Origin of the sequence: Enorma timonensis, assembly GCF_000321165.1 — a bacterium.
Lineage (GTDB): Bacteria > Actinomycetota > Coriobacteriia > Coriobacteriales > Coriobacteriaceae > Enorma.
Genome location: NZ_CAPF01000058.1, coordinates 1 through 11975 on the forward strand (window position 1 = coordinate 1; position 11975 = coordinate 11975).

Genomic DNA, 11975 nt, shown 5'->3' on the forward strand with positions numbered 1-11975 from the left:
CCCACGAGCGCGCCGGCGCGACGCCGTGCCTCCTGCGCGCCCAGGCGCTCGCGCGCGAGGGCGAGCTTGAGCACCCGATGCACCATGAGGTCCGGATAGCGGCGGATGGGGCTCGTGAAGTGGCAGTACGCCGCCGCGCCGAGGGCGTAGTGCCCCAGGTTCTGCGGCCGGTACACCGCGCGCTGCATCGCGCGGAGCAACAGCGCGTTCACGAGCTCGGCCTCCGGCGTCCCCGCCACGTCGGCGAGGGCGGCGCGCATCGCAGGTATCTCGCCCGCCGCGATGGCGAGCGCGCGCCCGCGGTCGATGATGCCGAGCTCCACGAGCGCGGCAGCGGCCGTCTGGAGGTGCTCCGGCGTGGGCGGCTCATGCACGCGGTAGACGGCCTCGAGGTCGCGGCGGACGAGCCACGACGCCACGCATTCGTTCGCGACGAGCATCGCCTCCTCGACGAGCGCGGTGGCCGCCGTGCGGTGCCGCACCACGAGGTCGCGGGGCTCGCCGTCGGACCCCATGAGCGCATGGACCTCGACGGTGTCGAAATCGATCGCCCCGCGCCGTGAGCGCACCTGGGCGCGCAGGCGCGCGAGCTCATCGGCGAGGCGCAGCACTTCGCGCACATCGACGCCCTCCTCCGCCGCGCGCGCCACGGCGTCCTCGGCCACACCCGCCCCGCCGTCCAGGAGCGCCTGCGCCTCGTCGTAGGACAGGCGCACCCGCGAGCGCATGACGCTCGGATAGGGCACGGCGCCCTGCAGCCGGCCGCGCGCATCGAACGTCATGTCGACCGTCATGGCGAGGCGGTCCTCGCCCGGCCGCAGCGAGCACAGGTCGTTCGACAGGCGCTCAGGGAGCATGGGCAGCACGCGGTCGGCCAGGTACACCGAGGTCGTGCGCCGCCTGGCCTCGAGGTCGATGTCGTCACCCCACGCCACGTAGTGCGAGACGTCGGCGATGTGCACGGACAGGGCGAAGCCGCCCTCCGCGGTGCGGGAGATGGAGAGCGCGTCGTCGAAGTCGCGCGCGTCCACCGGGTCGATGGTGAGCGCGAAGCGGTCGCGCACATCGCGGCGGAGCGGGTCGGCGAGCGCGCCGTCCACGTCGAGCAGGAGCCCCTCCGCCGCGCGGAGCGCCTGCTCGGGGTAGGCGTCGTCCAGGTCATAGCGCGCCATGACGGAGCGGATGCCCAGGTCGGGGGCGTCCGCATCGCCCAGGCGGCGCTCGATCGTCACGACGCCCGACTCATGGCGGCTGGGGTACGAGACGATGCGCGCCCGCACCACGTCGCCTGCTCCCACGCCGAGGCTCGCGGGGGAGCCGTCGCTCGGCAGCACGAAGAAGTCCGCGCGGACCCGCGTGTCGAGCGGCCGCACGCAACCCAAGGGCCCGACCGGCGAGAACGTGCCCACCACCGCGGCGTGCGCGCGCTCGACGACGCTCTCGACCACCGCGCGCTTGCCGCCCTCGCGGCCGCGCTGCACGCTCACTGCCACCACGTCGCCGTCCATGACCTCGCGGAGCGATCGGTTCGCGAGCCTGAGCGTCCCCTCGGCGCACGCGACCTCGCCGCCCGCGTCCGTGAGGCGCACCGTTCCCGTCAGGCTCGGCCGCCGCACCGTCCGCGTGGGCTTCCTGCGCCCGCCTGCGCGCTTCCTATGTGCCATAGCTCCCCTCCTTTCCGCTCAAAGCTGGTACCCGTGTACCCGTGGGCGCCCGCCCCAAGCCCGCGGACGCAAAAGGCGTGCAATGCGCCGAAATCGCCACATTGCACGCCTGGACGTGTCTGTATGCCCGCGGGGCGTCGAGCTCGCCTGAGCCCGCGCCATCCCACGGAAGCGCCGGTGGAACCCGGTCCGCGCGCTACACCTTCAGGTAGCGGCGCATCGCGATGGCCGATCCGAAGAGGCCGATCACAAGGCCGACCACCACGAGGGCCGCGTACGTGGTGAGGTACACCTCGAGCGGGATGTTGAACGGCATCCAGCTCACCATGTTCTGCACGCGCGGCATGAGGAGGTTCCGCACGAGCTCGAGCACGCCGATGGCGAGGAGCGACCCCAGAAGCGCCTGGAGCACGCCCTCCGTGACAAACGGCCCGCGGATGAAGCCGTTCGACGCGCCCACCAGGCGCATGATGGCGATCTCGCGGCGGCGCGCCGTGATGGAGAGGCGGATGGTGTTGTTGATGAAGATGAACGCGATGAACGTAAGCAGCGCCACGAGGACGATGCACGCGATGCGGATGTAGCCGGTGATCTGGAACAGGCGCCCCACCATCTCCTGGCTGTAGAGCACGTCGTCGTCCGGGTTGCCCGTGTCGCTGATGGCCTGGAAGTCGGGGTCGTCCTTGATGCGGTCGGCCATGGCCTCGACCTGCGAGGAGTCGTCCATGATGATCTCATACGAGCGCGGCAGCGGGTTCTCGCCGTCGAGCGCCGCGAGCGTCGAGTCGGCGCTCGAGGACATGTTGGCGTACTCCTGGTACGCGTCCTCCTTCGTCTTGAAGTTGACGGAGGCGACGTTGTCCCAGCTCTCGAGCTTCTCCTTGAAGGCCTCGACGTCCTCGTCGGACGCGTCGTCCGAGATGAACGCGTTGATGGTCACGGTGTCCTCGATGGTGCCGATGGCAGACGAGATGAGCGCCGAGCCCACGATGAACAGGCCGATGATGAACAGCGACAGAAAGATGGTGATGACCGCGCCGAACGACGTCGTCCAGTTGCGGAAGAAGTGGCTGAATGCCTCGCGCAGCGAGTAGCCGATGTTAGAAGGCGCCATAGTTGCCGTAGCCTCCCCTCTCCTGGTCGCGGATGACATGGCCGGCCTCGAGCGCGATGACGCGGCGGTGCATGGAGTCGACCATCTCGCGGTCGTGCGTGGCGACGATCACCGTGGTGCCGGCGCGGTTGATGCGCTCCAGGAGCTTCATGATGCCGAGCGAGATGGCCGGGTCGAGATTGCCCGTGGGCTCGTCGCAGATGAGCAGCGGCGGGCGGTTGACCATGGCGCGCGCGACGTTCACGCGCTGCTGCTCGCCGCCGGAGAGCTGGTCGGGCGTGGAGTTCATCTGGTCCGCGAGGCCCACGAGGCGCAGCACCTCGGGCACCTGCGCGCGGATGACGCCGCGCGGCTTGCCGATGCACTCGAGCGCGAAGGCCACGTTCTCATAGGCGGTCTTGTTCGGCAGCAGGCGGAAGTCCTGGAACACGATGCCCATCTGGCGGCGCAGGTAGGGAACCTTGCGGTTGCGGATGCGCATGAGGTCCTGGCCAGCCACGATCACGCGGCCGGACGTGGGCTTCACCTCGCGCATGATGGTGCGCAGCAGCGTCGACTTGCCCGAGCCGGAATGGCCGACGAGGAAGACGAACTCGCCCGGGTAGACCTCGAGGTTCACGTCCTCGAGGGCGGGCTTGTTCGGCTGCGCCGGGTAGATCTTCGTGACGTGCTCCATCACGATGACGGGCTCGACGCCCGCCTCGTGCGCCATCTTCTTGCGCGACTCGCCCACCGGGGCGAAGACCGAGGTGAAGTCCCCGCTCTCGAGCGCAGTGTTGAGCGTCGCGACCTCGTGCGCCTGGTCCGCCCCCACCGCCGGCTCCGCGGGGTCGGGGATGGAAGGGATGGACGCCAGGGCGGCGTTGGTGCCCGCGGGGGCACCGGAGGCCTGCGTGTAGCCCGCGCCCGTGCCGCCCGGGGCGGGCGCTTCAGGCGAGGGCACGTTGGCGAACGGGCTCACCTGCGACGTCGGCATCTCAGGATGGTAGGCGAACGGATCGAGCTCCGGCGCCGCCGGCTCGGGCATCCCCGCGTCGGCTTGTGGATACAAAGGCGTTTGCGCATCCTCGTCGGGCGAGGAATACGCGAAGTGGGAAGCGGTGCCCGGTGCGTTCGCTGCCGGTGCGTCCTGCCCATCTTCGACGGTACGGAAGTGGTTGCCCACTGCAGCTCCTTCGAGTCGTGCGTTTAAACTACATACGCGCTTATTCTAGCAGGAAGCGCGAGGGCACACAGAATCAGCAGGGCGCGGGCGCGTTCTTCACCTTCCCACCTCCTTTTCCGCGCTGCGGCCGCCGCAACATGGCCGGCGGCTTTCACGCGAAGCCGCGGCCGCATACGGTTGACCACACAAAAAGGCTCGCAGGGCGCCGCCCCACGAGCCTTCTGCTTCTTGATACACGGCGCCGTGCGCCCAGCGAGCCAGCCGCCTACTTCCCCAGCAGCTCCTTCACGCGCGCGACGATGCCCGCGGCGTCGAGCTGGTAGTACGCGAGCAGCTCGGCGGCGGTGCCGGACTGGCCGAACGTCGTGAGCCCCAGGCGCGACACGGGGACGGGGTGCTTCTCGGAAAGCAGCTCCGCCACAGCCGAACCCATGCCCCCGTAGATGCTGTGCTCCTCGACGGTGAGCACGCGACCCGTCTTCGCGGCGGAAGCGATGATCGTCTCCTCGTCGAGCGGCTTCACGCTGAACACGTCGACGACCTCGGCGGAGATCCCTTCGGCCTCGAGCAGCTCGGCGGCCTTGAGAGCATGCGCCACCTCGACGCCGCATGCCATGATGGAGATATCCGAGCCCTCGCGCGGCACGCCCGCGAACGGCACGTCGCAGGTGAAGGTCTCGTCGTAGACCTCGGGCAGGGGCTCGCGGCCCAGGCGCACGTAGAAGGGGCCGGGCGTCTTCGCCGCGAGGCGGATCGCCGCCACGGCGCTCGCGTAATCCGCCGGCACGAGCACGCGCATGCCGGGCAGCACGCGCATGAGCGCGATGTCCTCGAGCATCTGGTGCGTCGCACCGTCCGCGCCCACGGTGATGCCGGAGTGCGTGGGGCAGATCTTCACGTTCAGGCCGGAGTCGCACACGGTGTTGCGGATCTGCTCCCAGCAGCGCCCCGTGCCGAACACGGAGAACGAGCCGGTGAAGACCGTGCGGCCGGTGAGCGAGAGGCCCGCCGCCACGCCGATCATGTTCTGCTCCGCGATGCCCACGTCGACCAAGCGGTCGGGGTACGCCGCGCCGAGCTTCGCCGTGGTGGTGGAGCCGCACAGGTCCGCGTCCACCGCCATGATGTCCATACCCTCTTCGACGAGCTTCACGAGCGTCTCGCCGAAGGCTGCGCGCGTTGCCTTCGCCATCGCCTACGCCTCCTTTGCCACGGCGGCGAGCGCCTCGGCCGCTGCATCGATCTCTGCCAGTGCCTTGGCCGCTTCCTCGGCATTCGGCGCGACGCCGTGCCAGTTGGCCTGATCCTCCATGAAGGAGACGCCCTTGCCCTTGATGGTGGGGCAGATGAGGGCGGTCGGCGCGCCGGTCGTGGCGACCGCCTCGGCGAGCGCGACGCGGATGGCCGGGATGTCGTGGCCGTTCTCGAGCACGATGACGTTCCAGCCGAACGCGCGGAACTTCGCATCGATCGGCTGCACGGCGCACACGTCGCTCACATGGCCGTCGATCTGCAGGTCGTTGCTATCGATGATGGCGACGAGGTTGTCGATCCCGCGGTGGCCGGCGAACATCGCGGCCTCCCAGTTCTCGCCCTCCTGCAACTCGCCGTCGCCGGTGAGCACGAAGACGCGCTGCGGGTCGGAGCCGTCGCGGGCGGCGTCGAGTGCAAGCCCCATGGCCATGCCGCACCCGATGGAGAGCCCCTGGCCGAGCGAGCCGGAGCAGACCTCCACGCCCGGGCAGAGATGGCAGTCGGGGTGCCCCTGCAGGCGGCTGCCCAGCTTGCGCAGGGTGACGAGCTCCTCGCGCGGGATGTAGCCGATCTGCGCGAGAACGGCGTAGAGCGCGGGCGCCGCGTGTCCCTTCGAGAGCACGAAGCGGTCGCGCGCCGGGTTCTCCGGATCCGCCGGGTCGTAGCCGAGCACGCCGGAGAAGAAGAGCGTCGCCATGATGTCCGTCGCGGAGAGCGACCCACCCGGGTGCCCGCTGCCCGCCGCCGCGAGCATCTCGATCTCGTCGCGCCGCATGCGGTTCGCGATGAGCGCTATCTCCGCATCGCTCCGCGCGCACGCGCTCCTGAGCTGATCAGTTGCCATGTCCATCCCTTCGCATGAGAGGTCCCCCGGTGACGAGACCAATCATAGCAGGTGCGACGCGGAGCGCGGGGGCTCGACATTCCTGCATCATCTTTTCGCAATGGGTTGGTTGGGGACGTGTTCCTTTCAACCCCTTTTTGCGGTTGCGACGGAGCGCCCTTCCGATACCCCGGCCGCAATGGATTGAAAGAAATGGGTTGAAAGGAACACGTCCCCAACCAACCCATTAGTCCTCTGCCTGCCTTATGTGAAACGGGCTGTCCACGCGGCCACCCATCGACCCCGGCGGGTCTGAGGGGAGGTAGTCGACCGTCACGCGCATGCCGACCTCGACCCAGGAGATGTCCTCGGGAACGGCGAAATCCCCGTCAACGCTGAAATCGTACTCCACGATGCTCCCAGCGTCGTACGCGGCGTTATCCTCCTCGACCTCGATGGTCACAAGGCGATCGTCCTCATCCACCGCGAGCACCGTCCCCGTCGACTGGTGCATGGTATCCCACCAGCCGCCGACGACCTCGCCCTCATCGGGACGCCCGAAGCCCTCCGCGCCCATGCGCGCCGCAAAGAAGATCGCCGCGCACATAAGCAGCACGGCAACCAGCACGATCAGAACCGCGACCGCGCCCTTGTGCCCTCGCGTCGGATGGCTCATGCAACCACGTCCCACATGCGTCGCTTAGACGGTGAACTCCTTGAAGCCGTAGCCGATGGCCTCGCTCACGTCCGTGATCATGATGATAGCGTTCGGGTCGTACTCGTGCACGATGGTCTTCACGAGCGAGATCTCGTTCTTGCTCATGATGAGCAGGATCACCGGACGCTCCTTGCCCGTGTAGCCGCCGCGCGCCAGAAGCTCCGTGCAGCCGCGGTCGAGCTCGTCGAAGATGCCCTGCTTGATGTCCTCCCACGCGTCGGACACGATGAACGCCGCGCGCTGGCGGTTGCCGCCGTCCACCACCATGTCGACCACGTAGCCCATGATGACCATGGCGAGCGCCGCGTAGAGCGCGTGCTCGAGCGAGAACACCGGCGCGGAGGCGGCGCACACGGCCACGTCGATCGCCATGACCGTGGCGCCCACGGGCAGCGACGTCTTGCGCGAGATGATCTGCGCGATGGTGTCCGAGCCGCCCGTATTGGCGCCCGCGCGGAACACGAGGCCGTAGCCCACACCCGAGATGATGCCGCCCCAAAGCGCCGAGAGCACGAGGTCGCCCGAGACGCTCTCGAACGAGGCCGCGAGCGGCATGAGCGCATCGCAGAAGAAGCCGAAGAGCACGAAGCCCGTGATGGTCTGCACCATGTAGCGCGTGCCGCCCGTGCGCATGACGAAGAGGAGGAGCACCGCGTTCATGACGATGGTCTGGAAGCCGACGGGCAGGTAGATTCCCTGGCGCGACGCGAGCTCCGCGATGATGGTGGCGAGACCGGTGAGGCCGCCCGCCGCGAGGCCGTTCGAGACCATGAACGCGTCGACCGCGAACGCCGCGATGGCGCACCCGGCGGCGATGAGCGGCACGTCGCGCCAGAACCGCGACCGGATGACGCGCTTGACGTCGACGTGTTTCAGGTTCATACGGGAAGCCATGTGCCCGTCCCTTCTGCGCACGGCCTCCGCTCGCGCGGCGCGCCGCCGTACCTCAACAGGCGCATGGGTTCCGATAGTACCGGATGGATTGTAGCACGCTTGGCCGCTCAGTTATAACGACTTGATACGTCTTACCACCATGTAAAATAACCCCTGGGGTAAATTTACATGGCTAGGCTTCCGCCTCGGCGTTGCCCGTGGCCCAGCGGTGGTAGCCGATGACGAACGGGTCGAGGTAGCCCTCCTCGAGGACGCCGTCCACGTTCGAGGTCTCCACGCCGGTGCGCAGGTCCTTCACCATCTGATACGGGTACAGCACGTAGCTGCGGATCTGGTTGCCGAAGCCGATCTCGGTCTTGGGACCGCGGATCTCGTCGAGCTTGTCCTCGCGCTTCTGGAGCTCGAGCTCGTAGAGGCGCGCCTTCAGGATCTGCATGCACGCGGCCTTGTTCTGGATCTGGCTGCGCTCGTTCTGGCAGGTCACGACGATGCCCGTGGGCAGGTGCGTCACGCGCACGGCAGAGTCGGTGGTGTTCACGCCCTGGCCGCCCGGACCGCTCGCGTGGTACACGTCCACGCGGATGTCGTCGGGCGCGACCTCGATGTCGATGTCGTCCGGCAGCACGGGGATGACCTCGACGCCGGCGAACGTGGTCTGCCGGCGCTTCTTCGCGTCCGTGGGGCTGATGCGCACGAGCCGGTGCACGCCCGCCTCCGCGCGCAGCATGCCGAAGGCGTCCTTGCCCTCGACGGTGATGGTGGCGCGGTCGATGCCGATCTGCTCGGCCGCGGGGCAATCGTTCACCGTAACCTTCCAACCCTTGCGCGCGCAGTACTTCATGTACATCTTGAAGAGCATGAAGGTCCAGTCCTGCGCTTCGAGGCCGCCCTGCCCCGGCTTGATGGTGAGGATGGCGTCGCCGTGGTCGAACTCGCCCGTAAACCAGCTCGTGAGCTCGAGGGCGTCGACCGCGCGCGCGAGCGCCGCCGCATCCTGGGACGCCTCGGCCACGAGGTCGTCCGCGCCCTCGTCCTCCCCGAGCTCGGAGGCGAGCTCGAGCGCGGCGCGGGCGTCCGCGAGCTGCGAGCGCGCGCCGTCCACGGCCTCGACGTCCCCGCGCGCGGAGGCGAGCTCAGCCATGAGGGAGCGGGCGCGCTCGGCGTCATCCCAGAAGCCGGGGGCCGCGCTTAGGCGCTCGAGCTCGTCCACGCGGCCGCGCTTCTCCTCGATGTGCAGGTACGCCTCGACCTCGGCGAGACGGCGCTCCAACGCGTCGAGCGCGTCGGGCGTGATGCTCTCCACCTCGGCCATCAGCGGTTCCTACCGTGGCAGTTCTTGAACTTCTTGCCGCTGCCGCAGGGGCACGGGTCGTTGCGCCCCACGTTGGCGTACGGGTCGCCGCTCTCGGCCTTCACGTAGGTCTTCACCGCGCCGCGCGCGGGAGCGGGCGCGGGGCCGGCCGCGTTCGCCGCGGTCGCGGCTGCCTGGCGGCGCAGCGTCGAGGAGCCGGAGTCGCCGTCGACCTCGCTGGGGCCGGAATAGGTAGCGGAGCGGAGCGCCCCGGCCTCGGCATCGCCCTGGGGGCTCACCGGCGCCTGGCGGACCTCCGTGCGCAGCACCGTGCGCAGGTAGTCCTCGTACATCGCGCTCACGAGCGCGCCGAAGGCGGCGTGCGCCTCGGAGCGGTACTCGGTGAGCGGGTCGCGCTGGCCGAAGCCGCGCAGGCCGATGCCCTGCTTGAGGTAGTCCATCTCCTGGAGGTAGCTCATCCAGCGCGTGTCGATGACGCGGAGCATGACCTGGCGGTCGAGCTCGCGGATGAGGTCCTCGCCCAGGCGCTCGGCCTTCTCGTCATAGCAGGTGCGCACGAAGTCGAGCACCTCGGCCGTGAGCGCGTCGGTGTCGTCGCCCTCGAAGCTCGGGGCGTCAGGTCGGCCCGTGAGCTCGACGACCCACCGGCGCAGGCCATCGAGGTCGGGGTCGCCCGCGTGCTCGCCGCCGCAGAACTCCTGCACGCCGCGCGCGACGGTGTCCTCCATGACCTCGCTCGTGTGCGCCGCGAGGTCCTTGCCATCGAGGATGCGGTTGCGTTCCTCGTAGATCTCCATGCGCTGCTTGTTCATGACGTCGTCGTACTCGAGCACGTTCTTGCGCATGGAGAAGTTGATGTTCTCGACCTTGCGCTGCGCGCTCTCCACGGCCTTCGACACGAGCTTGTTCTGGAGCGCCATGTCGTCCATGTCGGCCGCGGACATGAGTCCGGAGAGCTTCTCCACGCGCTCGCCGCCGAAGAGCCGCATGAGGTCGTCCTCGAGCGAGAGGTAGAACTGCGTCTCGCCGGGGTCGCCCTGACGGCCGGAACGACCGCGCAGCTGGTTGTCGATACGGCGGCTCTCGTGGCGCTCGGTGCCGATCACGCACAGGCCGCCCGCCGCGACGACCTGCTCGTGCTCGCGGGCGCACAGCACCTTGGCGCGCGCGAGCTCCTCGGCGTAGGCCGCGGCGAACGCCTCCTCGTAGCCCTCGGCCTCCGGGTCGAGACCGCGCGCCTCGGCGTTCTCGCGCGCCAGCTCCTCCGGGTTGCCGCCGAGCAGGATGTCCGTACCACGGCCGGCCATGTTCGTCGCGATGGTCACGGCGCCCAGGCGACCCGCCTGCGCGACGATGTGCGCCTCGCGCTCGTGGTACTTGGCGTTGAGGACCTCGTGCTTGATGCCGCGCTTGGACAGCTCGCGCGAGAGCCGCTCGGAGCTCTCGATGGACACGGTGCCCACGAGCACCGGCTGGCCGGCGGCGTGGCGCTCGGCCACATCGTCCACGACGGCGCGGTACTTCGCGTCGATCGAGCGGTAGATGAGGTCGTCGTGGTCGACGCGGATGACCGGCTTGTTGGGCGGGATCACCTGCACGGGCAGCTTGTAGATCTCGCGGAACTCGGCATCCTCGGTAAGGGCGGTACCCGTCATGCCCGAGAGCTTGTCGTACAGGCGGAAGTAGTTCTGCAGCGTGATGGTGGCGAGGGTCTGGTTCTCCTCGCGGACGAGCACGCCTTCCTTGGCCTCGATGGCCTGGTGCAGGCCGTCGGAGTAGCGCCTGCCCTCCATGATGCGGCCGGTGAACTCGTCGACGATCTTGACCTCGCCGTTCGTGACCACGTACTGCTGGTCGCGGTGGAACATGTATTGCGCCTTGAGCGCCTGCTGCAGGTGGTTCACGAGCGAGCCGGAGAGGTCGGCGTAGATGTCGTCGATGCCCAGGCGCTTCTCGATCTTGCGCAGGCCCTGCTCCGTAGCGGCGATGGTGTGCTTGGCCTCGTCCATCACGAAGTCGCCGTCGGGCTCGGGCGCCGGTTCGGGCGAGAGCGGGTCGCGCACGACCTCGGGGGCGCGCTTCAGGCCGCGTACCGCGCGCGCGAAGTCCTTGTAGGTGCTCGCCGAGCGCGTGCCCGCGCCGGAGATGATGAGCGGCGTGCGCGCCTCGTCGATGAGGATCGAGTCGACCTCGTCCACGATGGCGTACGCGTGCCCGCGCTGCACGCGCTGGCTGGCGCGCAGCACCATGTTGTCGCGCAGGTAATCGAAGCCGAACTCGGAGTTCGTGCCGTACGTCACGTCCGCGGCGTACGCCGGGCGCTTCTGGTCGAGCGGCATGCCGTTCTGCAGCAGGCCGACCTCCATGCCCAAAAAGCGGTAGATCTGCCCCATCCACTCGGAGTCGCGCTTGGCCAGGTAGTCGTTCACCGTGACGATGTGCACGCCGGTGCCGGGGATGGCGTTCAGATAGCCGGCGAGCGTGGACACGAGCGTCTTGCCCTCGCCGGTCTTCATCTCCGCAATCTGCCCTTCGTGGAGCGTCATGCCGCCGATGAGCTGGACGTCGAAGTGACGCAGGCCCGTGGTGCGCCGCGACGCCTCGCGGACCGTGGCGAACGCCTCGGGCAGCATGCTATCGAGCGACTCCCCGTTCGCGTAGCGCTCGCGGAAGAGCACGGTCTGGTGCGCGAGCTCCTCGTCGTCCATCGCTTCGTACGTCGGCTCGAGGCTGTTGATGCGCTCGACGATCTTTTGGTAGCGCTTCAGCTCCTTGTCGGAACCCACGGAGAGGAGTTTAGAGAAAAAACCCATGTAACGTTCCCTTTTCACGCGTCGAAACCGAACGCCGACGGGGCGGAACCGCGCCGAGGCGGGCATGCGGCTTCGACAGACATGTTAAACCCGCACTACTGTACCCGTTCGAGCTGCGGGGGTGAGCTGGGATGCGCATGCGCACGGAGAAACCACGGGCGTGCGGGCTGGCGGGCGCAGGCGGGCGGGGCGGCAGGCAGGGCTGGCGCGCGGGCGGC

Annotated in this window: 9 protein-coding genes; all 9 read right to left on the reverse strand. The window is 68.7% G+C overall.

Translation table 11 applies throughout. The features are described from left to right. Positions 1 to 1664: ribonuclease R family protein (locus BN423_RS06755; protein WP_019239498.1), on the reverse strand; the 1664-nt coding region annotated here is incomplete at its 3' end. A 196-nt stretch (positions 1665 to 1860) separates the two neighbouring features. After that, on the reverse strand, positions 1861 to 2778 hold the full coding sequence (gene ftsX / locus BN423_RS06760; protein ID WP_019239499.1) for a permease-like cell division protein FtsX: 918 nt from the start codon (positions 2776 to 2778) through the stop codon (positions 1861 to 1863). Continuing rightward, positions 2765 to 3943, reverse strand: a complete 1179-nt coding sequence (ftsE, locus tag BN423_RS06765) for a cell division ATP-binding protein FtsE (RefSeq protein WP_019239500.1) — start codon at positions 3941 to 3943, stop codon at positions 2765 to 2767. Before ftsE ends, ftsX begins: the two co-directional genes overlap by 14 nt. A 265-nt stretch (positions 3944 to 4208) precedes the next feature. Then, complete coding sequence (locus tag BN423_RS06770; RefSeq protein ID WP_019239501.1) at positions 4209 to 5135, reverse strand: transketolase family protein; 927 nt, start codon at positions 5133 to 5135, stop codon at positions 4209 to 4211. 3 nt (positions 5136 to 5138) lie between these two features. Further along, on the reverse strand, positions 5139 to 6041 hold the full coding sequence (locus BN423_RS06775; RefSeq protein WP_019239502.1) for a transketolase: 903 nt from the start codon (positions 6039 to 6041) through the stop codon (positions 5139 to 5141). Positions 6042 to 6267: 226 nt separating this feature from the next. Further along, positions 6268 to 6696 (reverse strand): hypothetical protein, encoded by a 429-nt coding sequence (locus BN423_RS06780; RefSeq protein WP_019239503.1) that lies wholly within the window; start codon positions 6694 to 6696, stop codon positions 6268 to 6270. A 24-nt stretch (positions 6697 to 6720) separates the two neighbouring features. Further along, a complete protein-coding gene (locus BN423_RS06785) occupies positions 6721 to 7632 on the reverse strand; it encodes a YitT family protein (RefSeq protein WP_019239504.1) in 912 nt (303 codons plus the stop codon). Positions 7633 to 7804: 172 nt separating this feature from the next. Further along, positions 7805 to 8944: a peptide chain release factor 2 gene (gene prfB / locus BN423_RS06790; protein ID WP_019239505.1), complete on the reverse strand. Its 1140-nt coding sequence runs from the start codon at positions 8942 to 8944 to the stop codon at positions 7805 to 7807. Next, entirely contained in the window at positions 8944 to 11757 is a 2814-nt protein-coding gene (secA, locus tag BN423_RS06795; protein WP_019239506.1) for a preprotein translocase subunit SecA, read from the reverse strand. Before secA ends, prfB begins: the two co-directional genes overlap by 1 nt. Positions 11758 to 11975: the final 218 nt, after the last annotated feature.

Bases quoted from the DNA above. Each gene is read 5' to 3' on its own strand.
- BN423_RS06775 (WP_019239502.1), bottom strand. From the start codon at position 6,041: ATGGCAACTGATCAGCTCAGGAGCGCGTGCGCGCGGAGCGATGCGGAG.
- prfB (WP_019239505.1), bottom strand. From the start codon at position 8,944: ATGGCCGAGGTGGAGAGCATCACGCCCGACGCGCTCGACGCGTTGGAG.
- secA (WP_019239506.1), bottom strand. From the start codon at position 11,757: ATGGGTTTTTTCTCTAAACTCCTCTCCGTGGGTTCCGACAAGGAGCTG.
- BN423_RS06785 (WP_019239504.1), bottom strand. From the start codon at position 7,632: ATGGCTTCCCGTATGAACCTGAAACACGTCGACGTCAAGCGCGTCATC.
- ftsX (WP_019239499.1), bottom strand. From the start codon at position 2,778: ATGGCGCCTTCTAACATCGGCTACTCGCTGCGCGAGGCATTCAGCCAC.
- BN423_RS06780 (WP_019239503.1), bottom strand. From the start codon at position 6,696: ATGAGCCATCCGACGCGAGGGCACAAGGGCGCGGTCGCGGTTCTGATC.
- BN423_RS06770 (WP_019239501.1), bottom strand. From the start codon at position 5,135: ATGGCGAAGGCAACGCGCGCAGCCTTCGGCGAGACGCTCGTGAAGCTC.